This window comes from Mesorhizobium sp. P2_F8, from assembly GCF_056403655.1.
Genome location: NZ_JBFUFB010000009.1, coordinates 26,335 through 40,116 on the forward strand (window position 1 = coordinate 26,335; position 13,782 = coordinate 40,116).

Annotated in this window: 14 protein-coding genes; 5 read left to right on the plus strand and 9 right to left on the minus strand. The window is 63.3% G+C overall.

All coding sequences use genetic code 11. From position 1 onward, the window contains the following. Window positions 1-57: 57 nt before the first annotated feature. The 7 genes from AC1DZP_RS21945 to mdh form a co-directional block, all read right to left on the minus strand. Complete coding sequence (locus tag AC1DZP_RS21945) at window positions 58-3,045, minus strand: 2-oxoglutarate dehydrogenase E1 component (protein ID WP_477305337.1); 2,988 nt, start codon at window positions 3,043-3,045, stop codon at window positions 58-60. A 129-nt stretch (window positions 3,046-3,174) separates the two neighbouring features. Beyond that, complete coding sequence (sucD, locus tag AC1DZP_RS21950) at window positions 3,175-4,077, minus strand: succinate--CoA ligase subunit alpha (protein WP_378921365.1); 903 nt, start codon at window positions 4,075-4,077, stop codon at window positions 3,175-3,177. Between the two features lie 14 nt (window positions 4,078-4,091). Continuing rightward, window positions 4,092-4,589, minus strand: a complete 498-nt coding sequence (locus tag AC1DZP_RS21955; protein ID WP_477305339.1) for a DUF1579 family protein — start codon at window positions 4,587-4,589, stop codon at window positions 4,092-4,094. Window positions 4,590-4,591: 2 nt separating this feature from the next. Next, window positions 4,592-4,963 (minus strand): cupin domain-containing protein, encoded by a 372-nt coding sequence (locus AC1DZP_RS21960; RefSeq protein WP_477305341.1) that lies wholly within the window; start codon window positions 4,961-4,963, stop codon window positions 4,592-4,594. A gap of 1 nt (window position 4,964) precedes the next feature. After that, on the minus strand, window positions 4,965-5,198 hold the full coding sequence (locus AC1DZP_RS21965; RefSeq protein WP_477305343.1) for a hypothetical protein: 234 nt from the start codon (window positions 5,196-5,198) through the stop codon (window positions 4,965-4,967). A gap of 56 nt (window positions 5,199-5,254) precedes the next feature. Continuing rightward, window positions 5,255-6,448, minus strand: coding sequence for an ADP-forming succinate--CoA ligase subunit beta (gene sucC, locus AC1DZP_RS21970; protein ID WP_477305345.1), 1,194 nt, complete (start codon window positions 6,446-6,448; stop codon window positions 5,255-5,257). A 30-nt stretch (window positions 6,449-6,478) separates the two neighbouring features. Continuing rightward, window positions 6,479-7,447 (minus strand): malate dehydrogenase, encoded by a 969-nt coding sequence (gene mdh / locus AC1DZP_RS21975; protein ID WP_095084011.1) that lies wholly within the window; start codon window positions 7,445-7,447, stop codon window positions 6,479-6,481. Window positions 7,448-7,683: 236 nt separating this feature from the next. On the opposite strand from mdh, the gene AC1DZP_RS21980 reads away from it, so the two are divergent. Further along, complete coding sequence (locus tag AC1DZP_RS21980) at window positions 7,684-8,112, plus strand: N-acetyltransferase family protein (protein WP_477305347.1); 429 nt, start codon at window positions 7,684-7,686, stop codon at window positions 8,110-8,112. 59 nt (window positions 8,113-8,171) lie between these two features. On the opposite strand, the gene zapE is transcribed toward AC1DZP_RS21980, so the two are convergent. Both zapE and AC1DZP_RS21990 read right to left on the minus strand, forming a co-directional pair. Further along, entirely contained in the window at window positions 8,172-9,371 is a 1,200-nt protein-coding gene (gene zapE, locus AC1DZP_RS21985) for a cell division protein ZapE (protein WP_477305349.1), read from the minus strand. 86 nt (window positions 9,372-9,457) lie between these two features. After that, a complete protein-coding gene (locus tag AC1DZP_RS21990) occupies window positions 9,458-9,997 on the minus strand; it encodes a protease inhibitor Inh/omp19 family protein (RefSeq protein WP_184872609.1) in 540 nt (179 codons plus the stop codon). Window positions 9,998-10,278: 281 nt separating this feature from the next. Between AC1DZP_RS21990 and AC1DZP_RS21995 the strand changes: the two genes are divergently transcribed. From AC1DZP_RS21995 to mtaB, 4 genes are all read left to right on the plus strand, one after another. Next, window positions 10,279-11,289, plus strand: coding sequence for an MBL fold metallo-hydrolase (locus tag AC1DZP_RS21995; protein WP_477305351.1), 1,011 nt, complete (start codon window positions 10,279-10,281; stop codon window positions 11,287-11,289). A 75-nt stretch (window positions 11,290-11,364) separates the two neighbouring features. Continuing rightward, on the plus strand, window positions 11,365-11,526 hold the full coding sequence (locus AC1DZP_RS22000) for a DUF1328 family protein (protein WP_184872611.1): 162 nt from the start codon (window positions 11,365-11,367) through the stop codon (window positions 11,524-11,526). A gap of 72 nt (window positions 11,527-11,598) precedes the next feature. Beyond that, complete coding sequence (gene dapF, locus AC1DZP_RS22005) at window positions 11,599-12,483, plus strand: diaminopimelate epimerase (protein ID WP_477305353.1); 885 nt, start codon at window positions 11,599-11,601, stop codon at window positions 12,481-12,483. Next, window positions 12,483-13,775, plus strand: a complete 1,293-nt coding sequence (gene mtaB, locus AC1DZP_RS22010) for a tRNA (N(6)-L-threonylcarbamoyladenosine(37)-C(2))-methylthiotransferase MtaB (RefSeq protein ID WP_477305355.1) — start codon at window positions 12,483-12,485, stop codon at window positions 13,773-13,775. The genes dapF and mtaB overlap by 1 nt, the downstream gene beginning before the upstream one ends. The last annotated feature ends 7 nt before the right edge of the window (window positions 13,776-13,782 follow it).

Sequence of the window (13,782 nt, forward strand, 5' to 3'; positions counted from 1 at the left end):
CTGTCCGTTTCTTCCTGAGTTATTCGCCCAGATCTGTTCTATTCACCCGAGTCTCTTCTATTCACCGAGCGCGTCTTCGAGCAAGGCGGCGAGCTGGGCAAGGTGCTTCGACATCAGTCCGGTCGCCGGCGAGGCGGCCGCCGGGCGGCCGGTGTAGCGCACCCGCTGATGCTTGGCGTCGATATGCGCCAGCACCCATTCCAGATAGGGGTCGATGAACGACCAGGCGCCCATGTTCTTGGGCTCTTCCTGGCACCACACCATCTCTGCATTGCGGAAACGCGACAGTTCCGTAATCAGCGCCTTGGCCGGGAACGGATAGAGCTGTTCGACGCGCAGCAGATAGATGTCGTTGATGCCGCGCTTCTCGCGCTCCTCGTAGAGGTCGTAATAGACCTTGCCCGAGCACAGCACGACGCGGCGGATCTTCGAATCCTTGGTGAGTTTGATCGCCTGGTTGGGAAGCAGCTGGGCATCGTCCCACAACAGCCGGTGGAACGAGCTTTCGCCGGAGATTTCCGGCAGCGTCGACACCGCCCGCTTGTGGCGCAGCAGCGACTTCGGCGTCATCAGGATCAGCGGCTTGCGGAAGTCGCGCTTCAACTGCCGGCGCAGGATGTGGAAATAGTTAGCCGGCGTCGTGCAGTTGGCCACTTGCATGTTGTCTTCGGCGCAAAGCTGCAGGAAGCGCTCGAGCCGGGCCGAGGAATGCTCCGGTCCCTGGCCTTCATAGCCATGCGGCAAGAGGCAGACGAGGCCCGACATTCGGAGCCACTTGCGCTCGCCCGACGAGATGAACTGGTCGAACACCACCTGGGCGCCGTTGGCGAAGTCGCCGAACTGCGCCTCCCACAAGGTCAGCGCCTTCGGCTCGGCCAGGCTGTAGCCATATTCGAAGCCCAGCACCGCCTCTTCCGACAACATCGAGTTGATGACTTCGTAGCCGGCCTGCGCCGCCGACAGATTGTTGAGCGGGATGTAGCGGGTCTCGTCGCGCTGGTCGTAGAGCACGGAATGGCGCTGCGAGAAGGTGCCGCGTTCGGAATCCTGGCCCGATAGGCGGATCGGATTGCCGTCGAGCAGGATGGCGCCGAAGGCCAGCGCCTCGGCCGTCGACCAGTCGATGCCTTCGCCGGACTCGATCGCCTGGCGGCGGTTCTCGAGGAAGCGGATGATCGTCTTGTGCGCCTCGAAATCCTTCGGCACCTCGGTCAGCTTCTTGCCGATTTCCTTCAGCGTCTTGACCGGCACGGCGGTCTTGCCGCGCCGCTGTTCGTCCTGGTTGTCGGCCGTGCGCAGGCCCGACCAGGCGCCGTCCAGCCAGTCGGCCTTGTTAGGCTTATAGCTCTGGCCGACTTCCCACTCGGATTCCAGATGCGCCCGCCAGTCGGCCTTCAACTGGTCGAGTTCGGCCTGGGTGATGTGGCCCTCGGCGATCAGCCGGTCGCCATAGATCTGCACCGTCGTCTTGTGGGTGCGGATGTTGCGGTACATGATCGGCTGGGTGAAGGCCGGTTCGTCGCCCTCATTATGGCCGAAGCGGCGGTAGCAGAACATGTCGACCACGACCGGCTTGTGGAACTTCATGCGAAATTCGATCGCCACCTTGGTGGCATGCACCACGGCTTCCGGATCGTCGCCATTGACGTGGAAGATCGGCGCTTCGATCATCTTGGCCACATCAGACGGATAGGGCGACGAGCGCGAGAACCGCGGATTGGTGGTGAAGCCGATCTGGTTGTTGATGATGAAATGCAGCGTGCCGGCAACGCGATGGCCGCGCAGGCCCGACAGGCCGAGGATTTCGGCGATCACACCCTGGCCGGCGAAGGCGGCATCGCCGTGCAGCAGCAGCGGCAGCACCTTGGCGCGCTCTTCCAGCGGCACGATCTCCTCGCGGCTGCGGCCGAACAGATAGTCCTGCTTGGCGCGGGCCTTGCCCATCACCACCGGATCGACGATTTCCAGGTGCGAGGGATTGGCAGTCAAGGACAGATGCACCTTGTTGCCGTCGAACTCGCGGTCCGACGAGGCGCCGAGATGGTACTTGACGTCGCCCGAACCTTCGACCTCGTCGGGAGCAGCCGAACCGCCCTTGAACTCGTGGAAGATGGCGCGGTGCGGCTTGGCCATCACCTGGGAGAGCACGTTCAGCCGGCCGCGATGCGCCATGCCAAGCACGATCTCTTTCATGCCGAGCTGGCCGCCGCGCTTGACGATCTGCTCCAGCGCCGGGATCAGCGATTCACTGCCATCAAGGCCGAAGCGCTTGGTGCCCTTGTACTTGACGTCGATGAATTGCTCGAAGCCTTCGGCCTCGACCAGCTTCTGCAGGATCGCCTTCTTGCCGGTGGCGGTGAAGGAGATCTCCTTGTCGGCGCCCTCGATGCGCGCCTGGATCCAGGCCTTTTCCTCGGGATCGGAAATATGCATGAACTCGACGCCCAGCGTCGAGCAATAGGTGCGCGTCAGGATCTCCAGCATCTGCCGGATGGTGCCGAATTCGAGCCCGAGCACATTGTCGAGGAAGATCGGCCGGTCGTAGTCGGCGGCGGTGAAGCCGTAATTCTCTGGCGACAATTCGTTGTAGTCCTCGAGCGGCTTGGCGATGCCGAGCGGGTCGAGATTGGCGTGCAGATGGCCGCGCATGCGGTAGGCGCGGATCATCATGATGGCGCGCACCGAATCGCGCGTCGCCTGGTGCACGTCGGCGTCGGAAAGGATGATGCCGTTGGTGACCGCCTTGTCCTTGACCTTCTTTTCCAGATGCTTCTCGACGATGCCCCAGTTGCCGTCGAGCGCCGACACCAGTTCGCCATTGGCCTGCAGCGGCCACGAGGGCTTGGCCCAGGAGGCGCCCTTGGCGTTCTTGCGCACGTCGCCGGCGTCGTCCTTCAGCCCGGCGAAGAACTCCTGCCATTCGGGATTGACCGAGGCTGGATCGTCCTCATAGGCGGCATAGAGCGCGTCGATGTAATCGGCGTTGCCGCCATAGAGGAATGAAGTGAGCGAAAATTGGTCGTTGGCCTGATCTTGTCTTGCCATGTCTCTATCGAAGCCTTGGCTTCGTCTCCTTGTCAGAGCGAATAGTGAGTAGCGAATAGCGAGTAGGGATTTTCCCCAGGTCGCGCCGTTACTCCGTTTCCTATTCGCTATTCACTACTCGCTACTCACTTAACCCTTGATCGCCTCGACCAGCGTCGTGCCCAGCCGGGCAGGCGAGGGCGAAACTTTTATCCCGGCCGATTCCATCGCCGCGATCTTGTCCTCGGCGCCGCCCTTACCGCCGGAGATGACCGCGCCCGCATGACCCATGGTGCGGCCGGCCGGCGCCGTACGGCCGGCGATGAAGCCGGCCATCGGCTTCTTGCGGCCGCGCTTGGCTTCGTCCTTGAGGAACTGCGCGGCGTCTTCCTCGGCCGAACCGCCGATCTCGCCGATCATGATGATCGACTTGGTCTCGTCATCGGCGAGGAACATTTCCAGCATGTCGATGAATTCGGTGCCCTTGACAGGGTCGCCGCCAATGCCGACGGCGGTGGTCTGGCCGAGGCCGACATTGGTGGTCTGGAACACAGCCTCATAGGTAAGTGTTCCCGAGCGCGAAACAACGCCGACCGAGCCCTTGCGGAAGATGTTTCCCGGCATGATGCCGATCTTGCATTCGTTGGGGGTGAGCACGCCCGGGCAGTTCGGGCCGATCAGCCGCGAGGTCGAGCGGTCGAGCCGCGCCTTGACCTTGATCATGTCCATCACCGGAATGCCTTCGGTGATGCAGATGATCAGCGGGATCTCGGCCTCGATCGCTTCCAGGATCGCTTCGGCGGCGCCCGCCGGCGGCACATAGACGACCGAAGCGTTGGCGCCGGTCTTTTCCTTGCCCTCGGCGACGGTGGCGAAGATCGGCAGGCTCTCGCCCTTCGAGCCGGTCCAGGTCTCGCCACCCTTCTTGGGATGGATGCCGCCGACCATCTTGGTGCCGTGATAGGCCAGCGCCTGTTCGGTGTGAAACGTACCGGTCTTGCCGGTCAGGCCCTGCACCAGCACCTTGGTGTTCTTGTCGACGAGAATGGACATGGTGGCCCTTTTTCTTAGAAATCGTTGATCGAGGAAGGTGAGACACGGCTGTAGACGCCGCTCACCATGTCTTGCCAAACATCGCTGCCGGCGGGTTGGAACTGCAGTCGCATGCGGTAACTGTCATTGCTGTCGAAATCGTAGGTAACCCGGGCCGACCCGCGCGGCGACGAGCGCAGCAGCGTCAGCGTATTGCCATCCCAGGTGCCTGTAGCCGGTGCGGCTGGCACAAAGCCCATCGAGTCGAATTGATGCATGGTTACGACGCTGCTTTGCTGGTCGAAGCCGAACACGCTGTGCGCGCCGAACGACACCGTGCCGTCGCGGCGCTGGCGATAGCGCTGCACCACGAACAGGCCGCCAAATTCAGCCACGGCAACTGCTTCGGCCGTCGCTGTGCCGGCATCGGTCCATTGCGTGGCCGCCACATCTTCCTCGCCTCGCCACATACCGACCAGCAATTGCAAGCGCTGGTGGTCGGACGAGAGCGAAGAGAAGGAGGCCGCGTTCATGGTCAGAGCCGCTTCAGGTCGGCGACGGTGAGGTCGCTCTTGGCGTTGCCCGTGTTGAGCGTCGTCGCCGGCTCGAACATAAGCACCACCGGTTCCTTGCTGAGCGAACGCGGCCGGTGCTCGACGCCGCGCGGCACGACCATGAAGTCGCCCTCGCCGAGCTCGACCGGCCCGTCGCGGAAATCGATGGCGATGCGGCCGCGCAGCACGAGGAAGGCCTCGTCCTCATTGTCATGCGCGTGCCAGTCGAAGACCTCGCCGAACTTGGCGACTTTCGCCTGGCTGTCGTTGACGTCGCCGGCAATATGCGGATCGAAGACCTTGTTGATCTTCGCGTCCGCCGCCTCGACCAGGTTTATCTTGCGCGGAGGCATCCTATGACTTTCGTCCTTGAAGTTCTGTTTTCAGGTCGCGCAGCGCGGCTACAATTTCTCGATTCGTCTCGCCGAGTTCACGAATAGCGGCTGCATTGTCGTGGCCGACGAGTTCCCGGGCCCGTACATACTGCTTTAGTGTGACAAGGCCCCAGATCCAGATCACCAGAAAAACTGCCATCGGCAACCAAGCGATGATGTATCCGAGCAAGCTTTGCGTGACGTCCTGTTCCACCCTGTATTCTCCAGCTCAGCTCACACCGAGAGTCACGATCGTCAGTATGCGCTGCATTATCCCTTCACCGCCGCCACGATCTTCTTGGCCGCGTCGTCGAGATCATCTGCCGACACCACGTTGAGGCCGCTGTCGTTGATGATCTTCTTGCCGAGCTCGGCATTGGTGCCTTCCAGGCGCACCACCAGCGGCACTTCCAGGCCGACTTCCTTGACCGCGGCAATCACGCCCTCGGCGATGATGTCGCACTTCATGATGCCGCCGAAGATGTTGATCAGGATGCCCTTGACCGCCGGATCCTTGGTGATGATCTTGAACGCAGCCGTCACCTTCTCCTTCGACGCACCGCCGCCGACATCGAGGAAGTTGGCCGGTTCGGCGCCATAGAGCTTGATGATGTCCATCGTCGCCATGGCGAGGCCGGCGCCGTTGACCATGCAGCCGATATTGCCGTCGAGCGCCACATAGGCGAGGTCGTATTTCGACGCCTCGATCTCCTTCTCGTCCTCTTCAGTGGTGTCGCGCAGTTCGAGCACGTCGGGATGGCGGAACAGCGCGTTGTTGTCGAACGACACTTTTGCGTCGAGCACGCGCAGCCGGCCGTTCTTCATGACGATCAGCGGGTTGACTTCGAGCAGGCTCATGTCCTTCTCGACAAAGGCCTTGTAGAGGATCGGGAACAGCGTATCGCCATCCCGGCCGGCGTCGCCGTCGAGCTTCAGCGCGCCGTTGAGCGCCTTCAGATCGGCCGCTGTGACGCCCTTTTCCGGGTCGATGGCGACGGTGATGATCTTTTCCGGCGTGTCGTGCGCGACCGCCTCGATGTCCATGCCGCCTTCCGTCGAGACGACGAAGGCAACGCGGCCGACCGAGCGGTCGACCAGGATCGACAGATAGAGCTCTCGGTCGATGTCAGCGCCGTCTTCGATATAGAGGCGGTTGACCTGCTTGCCGGCCGGGCCGGTCTGCTTGGTCACAAGCGTATGGCCAAGCATTTCGTTGGCGTTGGCGACCACGTCGGCCACCGACTTCGCCAGCCTGACGCCACCCTTGGCATCAGGGCCGAGTTCCTTGAACTTGCCCTTGCCACGGCCGCCGGCATGGATCTGGCTCTTCACCACATAGAGCGGGCCGGGCAGCGCCTTGGCGGCGGCTTCCGCCTCGCTCGCCTTGAACACCGGCACGCCTTCGGCCACCGGCGCGCCAAAGCCCTTCAGCAGCGCCTTGCCCTGATACTCATGGATGTTCATCTTCGATGTCTCCGGGTCGACTGCTGGGGGTTACTTCGAGGCGAGCTGCGGCGCGATCTTGACGCAGGCCTCGGTCAGGCCCTGCACCGTCGCCACCGAAGCGTCGAACATCTTCTGCTCGCTCTTGTTGAGGTCGATCTCGATAATGCGCTCGACGCCGCCGGCGCCGATCACCACGGGCACGCCGACATAGGTGTTCTTGACGCCATACTGGCCGGAAAGATACGCCGCGCACGGCAGCACGCGCTTCTTGTCCTTGAGATAGGCTTCCGCCATCGAGATAGCCGAGGCGGCCGGCGCGTAATAGGCCGAGCCGGTCTTGAGCAGGCCGACGATCTCGGCGCCGCCGTCGCGGGTGCGCTGGACGATCTGGTCGAGCTTTTCCTTCGACGTCCAGCCCATCTTGATCAGGTCGGGCAGCGGGATGCCGGAAACCGTCGAATAGCGGATCATCGGCACCATGGAATCGCCATGGCCGCCGAGCACGAAGGCGGTGACGTCCTCGACCGAGACCTTGAATTCCTCGGCCAGGAAATAGCGGAAGCGCGAACTGTCGAGCACGCCGGCCATACCGACGACATGGCTCTTGGGCAGGCCCGAGAACTTCTGCAGCGCCCAGACCATGGCGTCGAGCGGGTTGGTGATGCAGATGACGAAGGCCTTCGGCGCATACTTCTTCAGGCCGGCGCCGACCTGTTCCATGACTTTGAGATTGATGCCGAGCAGGTCGTCGCGGCTCATGCCCGGCTTGCGCGGCACGCCGGCGGTGACGATGCAGACGTCGGCACCCTCGATGCCGGCATAGTCGTTGACGCCGGTGAGACGGCTGTCGAAGCCATCGACCGGCGACGACTGCGCGATATCGAGCCCCTTGCCTTGCGGGATACCCTCGGCAATATCGAACAGCACGACGTCGCCGAGGTCCTTGAGACCGATCATGTGGGCGAGCGTGCCGCCGATCATGCCAGAGCCGATAAGCGCTATCTTGTTGCGTGCCATGTCAGGATGTTTTCCCTTTGTCAGTGACGGCGCCTAAGTCCTTGGCGACTTGGTTGGCGGCGTCGAGGAAGAGGCCGGAATGCTGCGAGGAACCCGCGGATTTTCGCCGCACCAAATAGCCTTGGTGCAAGATAAATTCAATCGATTATTTCGAAGCTAGCATTTTCAATCGGTTAGATAGATTGGGATTTACGTAAACGTCAAAGTTTGTAAGCCGACTTGAGAGAATTTACACAATGAAGATGGAAATCCGAAGGCTATTTCCGGGCGATGACGCCCTTGTGATGCAGGTCGCCGAGGACGTCTTCGACGAGCCGGTCAGGCCGGATCGGCTGGCATCCTATCTCCACGAACCCGGCCATTTCATGATCGTGGCGCTCGCCGACGGCGTGGTCGTCGGGCAATGCGCCGCAGTCATCCACCGCCACCCCGACAAGGTCAGCGAACTCTATATAGACGAGGTCGGCGTCTCGCCGGCCTTCCAGCGCCAGGGCATCGCGCGAGACATGCTCGACGCGATGTTTGCGATTGGCCGCGAGCATGGCTGCGAGGAGGCCTGGGTCGGCACCGAGCCGGGCAATGTGCCTGCCCGCGCGCTCTATGAGTCGCGCAAAGAGCCGCATGGGCCGGCAGAAGATTTCGTGATGTATCTGTATGCGCTTTAGATCTTTGGCGCCGGCGAGACAGACGAGGGGCAGGGATCGCGACCTTCCGAAGAACTATCTCAGGCCCGTGCCTGCTCTGCCTCTGGCGCTGCCTTCGCGTTGCGCCGTTCCGCCCAATCCTCCAGCCAGTCGCGGCTTTGCATCTCGATTAGGCGTGATGCGGTGCGTTCGAACTCGAAGACCTCGACCCCGCGTTTGGCTTGATAAAGCTGCGGCGGCGGGGCCGCGGCGCTGACCACCAGCCGCGCATGATGATCGTAGAGCGTGTCGATCAACAGGATGAAGCGCTTGGCCTCGTTGCGCTTGCCTTCGCCGAGCACCGGGACGTGATCGATGAAGATGGTCGAGAAGCGGCCGGCGATTGCCAGGAAATCGCGGGCGCCAAGCGGCTTTTCGCAGAGATCGGCGAAGGAAAACCGCGCCGCGTCGCCGGCGGCAGCCGGCACGACCACTTGCCGTCCCTTGAGGGTCAGTGAGGTCTCGGCCGTCGGCACGCCGCGCGTCATGGTTTGCCAGGCCTCGTCGAGCATCTCGTCGGCCGTCGCATCGGCCGGCGTGACATAGACCGGCGTGCGGACGAGCTTCTCCAGCCGGTAGTCCTTGTCGGCGTCGAGCGACAGCACCCGCGCATGCCGCTCCAGGATGCCGATGAAAGGCAGGAAAAGCTGGCGGTTCAGGCCGTCACCATAGAGATTCTCCGGCGCCACGTTCGAGGTGGCGACCAGCACCACGCCGCTGGCAAACAGCGCCGAAAACAGCCGCGACAGGATCATCGCATCGGCAATGTCGGTGACCGAGAACTCGTCGAAGCACAGCACCCAGGCCTGCTCGGCAAGCGCCTTGGCCACCGGCGGAATCGGGTCGTCCTCCTTGACCGTGCCATCCCTGCGCGCCTGCCGGTGCTTCTGGATGCGGTCCTGCACATCGGCCATGAAGTCGTTGAAATGGACGCGGCGCTTGCGCCGCACCGACAGCAACTCGAAGAACATGTCCATCAGCATGGTCTTGCCGCGGCCGACCCCGCCATGGATGTAGAGGCCTTTGACGGCCTCATGCGTCTCGCGCTTGCGGGCGAACAGCCAGCCAAGCGCGCTGGACTTGTGCGCCAGCCGCTTGGCCGAAATCTCGTCGGTCAGCCGGTCCAGCGCGGCGGCGATCCGTTCCTGCGCCGGATCGCGTTCGATGGCGCCGGTTTCCACCAGATGGTCGTAGCGCTGCCTGACGGTCGCATGGGTCTGGAGGCCGTCACGCAGATGCATCGGTCACGTCGTTGTCGAGCAATCCCAGGAAAGGTGTGTAGCGGTTTTCCGTCCGGATTGCGTAAGAACCAATAAGGGGCGGTCGCCTACCTTGTAAGCGAAATCGCCTGGCCGTTGGAAGTCTGGCCGTCGAATTTCGAGCCGCCCGACGAATAGAGCCGCGCCAGCGCGCCGCCATTTTCGTCATAGAGCGTCAGCTGCTTGCCGGCGACATTCCACGACTTGATGCCGTCGATCGGTGCCGGGCAGTGCAACGGCCCGGCGCGGAAGCCGGCACCGAACTTGGTCTGCGGGGTCGCCACCTTGCAGCTCTGGCCCGAAACGCTGGCATTCCAGACACCGGCGACGCTGGCCGCGGTCAGATCCGCGGCGCCGGCGGGCGCCGAGCCGTCCGGCGGCAAGGACGCAACCTGCGTATTCCCAGGCGCGGTCGGGAATTTCGACGGGTCGGTGGCGCCCGGTGCTGCCGGCGGCGGCAGCTGGTTGGCGGTCACCTGGCCGGCCGGTGCCGGCTGCAGCGGTGCCGGCTGCTGGTCGTCCATCGACGAGAACCGTGAGGTCGAACAGCCGCTCGCAACGAGCGCCGCCAGCGATACGGCCACCAGGCCGCTTTTCGAAAAAATCATTCCAACCTCCGTCGGATTCGGCTGGGGGGCGCCGTCCGTACAATCTCACCCCCACCAAGATGGAGAAGGTGGCGAAATTTCAACCCGATATGGTTAAAATACGGTTTGCGGCAAAATTTGTTGCAAATTTATCGCAATCCCGGCGTCACCGGTCGCCTGTCGGTCCAGCCTTCGGGATCTGGCCACACCGTACCCAGCCCAAGCGCCCGGCAAGCCAAATGCTTGCGCCGGCCGGCATTGGTCCTATCTCTTGGAAACCGAAACCTGCTGGAGCTGCAAAATTGGCCGCGAGAAAGAGGGCTGCCAACCGCTACTACAGCGGCCCGCCCAGCGATCATTTCGACGGCACCTTGTTCTTCAATCCCGACGGCCAGCCACCCGGTCGTTTCGCCGACCTGCTGAAATGGCAGTTGAGCGGCAAGCGCTCGAAATGGCCGACGCCCCCTCCGAACCTCTTTCCGCAGGTAAAACCGGCGACACGGATCGAAGGCGCAGCGCTGCAAGTAACCATGGTCGGTCATTCCACCATGCTGATCCAGACCGCAGGCCTGAACATCCTCACTGATCCGGTCTGGTCGCCGCGTGTATCGCCCCTCTCCTTTGCCGGACCGAAACGGATCAACCCGCCAGGCATCGCCTTCGCCGACCTGCCGCCGATCGACCTCGTACTGGTCAGCCACAACCATTACGACCATCTCGACCTCGCCACGCTGAAGCGGCTGAAGGCCAGTCACGACCCGCTGGTGATCACCCCGCTCGGCAACGATGCGCTGATTGGCGATGCGGTGCCCAGCATGCGGCTGTCGGCGCATGACTGGGGCGACAGGGTCGAGATAGGCGACCGCGTCGCCGTCCATGTCGAACCGGTGCACCACTGGTCGGCGCGTGGCGCCCGCGACCGGCGCATGGCGCTGTGGGCCGGCTTCGTCATCGAGACGCCGGATGGCAACGTCTATTTCGCCGGCGACACCGGCTTCCACAATGGCATCAACTACCGGCTGATGGCTGCAAAGCATGGCGGTTTCCGTTTCGCCATCCTGCCGATCGGCGCCTACGAGCCGCGCTGGTTCATGGCGCCGCAGCATCAGAATCCGGAAGAGGCCGTGCACGGCATGAAATTGTGCAAAGCCGCCTATGCCGCCGGCTGCCACTGGGGCACCTTCCAGCTCACCGACGAACCGATCGACGAGCCGGCCCGGAAATTGACCGAGGCGCTCGACGATCAAGGCATTCCGCGGCAGCGCTTTCGCGCCTTGCTGCCCGGCGAGGTCTGGGACGTGCCAGCCATCTAGCCGAGCAGCCCGCCAAGGAACCCAAATTGCTAGAACGCGTTGCTTCCCCAACGCAATTTGGCTGGGAGCCTCTCCATGATCAAATGGATCATCATTCTGCTGATCGTCGCCGCGGCGGCGAGCCTGCTCGGCATGCCGGCCCTGGCAGGAGCCGCCGCCACCGGCGCGCGCATCCTCATCGGCATTGTTCTGGTCATCTTCCTGCTGGTGATGCTCGGCATCTTCGCGGTGACGTAACCCTGCTCCGCACTGGTAATTCCTGCTCGTTTCCGCCATATAGCGCCAAACGGACACGGAATTCGCGGAGCAATGGCCAGCACTGCCCCTTTCGCCAAGATGAACGGCATCGGCAACGAGATCATCGTTGCCGATATGCGCAGCCGTGCCGATCGGGTGACCGCAGCCGCGGCAATCGCGCTGAACGCCGATGCCGCGACCAGGTTCGACCAGATCATGGCGATCCACGACGCCAGGACGCCAGGCACCGCCTTTTTCATCGACATCTTGAATTCCGACGGCTCCAAGGCGCAGGCTTGCGGCAACGGCATGCGCTGCGTCGTCCAGGCGCTGGCCGCCGAAACCGGCCAGAAGGCCTTCACCTTCGAGACCGTCGCCGGCATCCTCAACGCGCGCGAACATGCCGATGGGTCGATCTCGGTCGACATGGGCACACCGCGTTTCGACTGGCAGGATATTCCGCTGGCCGAGGAATTCCACGACACCCGCATGATCGAGCTGCAGATCGGCCCGATCGACGCGCCGGTTCTGCATTCGCCCTCGGTCGTCTCGATGGGCAACCCGCACGCCATCTTCTGGGTCGACCGCGACGTCTGGTCCTATGAGCTCGACCGCTTCGGGCCGTTGCTCGAGAACCATCCGATGTTTCCCGAGCGCGCCAACATTACCCTCGCCGAGGTCACCTCGCCCGACACCATGGTCATCCGCACCTGGGAGCGCGGCGCCGGCCTGACCAAGGCCTGCGGCTCGGCCGCATGCGCATCGGTGGTCGCGGCGGCCCGCACCAACCGGACCGGCCGCAGCGTCAGCCTGATGACTCCAGGCGGCGGCTCGCTGCATGTCGAATGGCTTGAAAATGACCACGTCATCCTCACCGGTGCCGCCGAATGGGAGTTTTCCGGCAGCTTCGATCCGTCGACCGGCATTTGGGCCCGCGACACCGAAAGCGCGGCCTGATGACCTCCCAGGGTATCGATGTCGTCACCTTCGGCTGCCGGCTGAACACCTATGAGTCCGAAGTGATGCGCCGCGAGGCGGAAAGCGCCGGCCTTGGCGCACTGGAAGGCGGCGCCGTGATCTTCAACACCTGCGCCGTGACCGGCGAGGCGGTGCGTCAGGCCAAGCAGGCGATCCGGAAGGCGCGCCGCGACAATCCCACAGCGCGCATCATCGTCACCGGCTGCGCCGCGCAGACCGAGCCACAGAATTTCGCCGCCATGGACGAGGTCGACCTCGTGCTAGGCAATGAGGAGAAGCTGAAGGCGAACTCCTATCGCGCACTGCCGGATTTCGGCGTCAACGACACCGAGAAGGCACGCGTCAACGACATCTTTTCGGTGCGTGAGACCGCCGGCCACATGGTCGACGCCATCGAGGGCAGGGCGCGCGCCTTCGTCCAGGTTCAGAATGGCTGCGATCACCGCTGCACGTTCTGCATCATCCCTTACGGCCGCGGCAATTCTCGTTCGGTGCCGATGGGCGCCGTGGTCGAGCAGGTCAAGCGCCTCGCCGGCAATGGCTATGCCGAAATCGTGCTGACCGGCGTCGACATGACCAGTTTTGGCGCCGACCTTCCGGGCGCCCCGAAGCTCGGCAAGCTTGTGAAGACCATCCTCAAGCAGGTGCCCGACGTGAAGCGCCTACGGCTGTCGTCGATCGATTCGATCGAGGCCGACGACGATTTGCTCGACGCCATCGCCACCGAGCCGCGGCTGATGCCGCATTTGCATCTGTCGCTGCAGTCCGGCGACGACATGATCCTGAAGCGCATGAAGCGCCGGCATCTGCGCGATCAGTCGATCCGCTTCTGCGAGGATGTGCGCAAGCTGCGCCCCGGCATCGTCTTCGGCGCCGACATCATTGCGGGCTTTCCGACCGAAACGGATGACATGTTCGAAAATTCGGAAAAGATCGTCGAGGAATGCGGACTGACGCATCTTCATGTCTTCCCGTTCAGCCCCCGCGAAGGCACGCCCGCCGCGCGCATGCCGCAGGTGCGGCGCGAACTGGTCAAGCAGCGCGCCGCCCGGCTGCGTGCCGCCGGTGAAGCTGCGTATCGGCGCCATCTGTCGTCGCTCTCCGGAACCCGCCAGTCGATCCTGATCGAGCGCAACGGTCTTGGCCGCACCGAAGGGTTTACGCTTGCCGCGCTCGGTGCCGGCGTGCCGGGCGAGATCATCGAGGCTGACATCACCGGCCACGATGGTACCAGGCTGATCGCCGTGCCGCTTGCCGCCCGCGCCGCCTGAGAAACGC

Bases quoted from the DNA above. Each gene is read 5' to 3' on its own strand.
- AC1DZP_RS21945 (WP_477305337.1), bottom strand. From the start codon at position 3,045: ATGGCAAGACAAGATCAGGCCAACGACCAATTTTCGCTCACTTCATTC.
- sucD (WP_378921365.1), bottom strand. From the start codon at position 4,077: ATGTCCATTCTCGTCGACAAGAACACCAAGGTGCTGGTGCAGGGCCTG.
- AC1DZP_RS21955 (WP_477305339.1), bottom strand. From the start codon at position 4,589: ATGAACGCGGCCTCCTTCTCTTCGCTCTCGTCCGACCACCAGCGCTTG.
- AC1DZP_RS21960 (WP_477305341.1), bottom strand. From the start codon at position 4,963: ATGCCTCCGCGCAAGATAAACCTGGTCGAGGCGGCGGACGCGAAGATC.
- sucC (WP_477305345.1), bottom strand. From the start codon at position 6,448: ATGAACATCCATGAGTATCAGGGCAAGGCGCTGCTGAAGGGCTTTGGC.
- mdh (WP_095084011.1), bottom strand. From the start codon at position 7,447: ATGGCACGCAACAAGATAGCGCTTATCGGCTCTGGCATGATCGGCGGC.
- AC1DZP_RS21980 (WP_477305347.1), top strand. From the start codon at position 7,684: ATGAAGATGGAAATCCGAAGGCTATTTCCGGGCGATGACGCCCTTGTG.
- zapE (WP_477305349.1), bottom strand. From the start codon at position 9,371: ATGCATCTGCGTGACGGCCTCCAGACCCATGCGACCGTCAGGCAGCGC.
- AC1DZP_RS21990 (WP_184872609.1), bottom strand. From the start codon at position 9,997: ATGATTTTTTCGAAAAGCGGCCTGGTGGCCGTATCGCTGGCGGCGCTC.
- AC1DZP_RS22000 (WP_184872611.1), top strand. From the start codon at position 11,365: ATGATCAAATGGATCATCATTCTGCTGATCGTCGCCGCGGCGGCGAGC.
- dapF (WP_477305353.1), top strand. From the start codon at position 11,599: ATGGCCAGCACTGCCCCTTTCGCCAAGATGAACGGCATCGGCAACGAG.
- mtaB (WP_477305355.1), top strand. From the start codon at position 12,483: ATGACCTCCCAGGGTATCGATGTCGTCACCTTCGGCTGCCGGCTGAAC.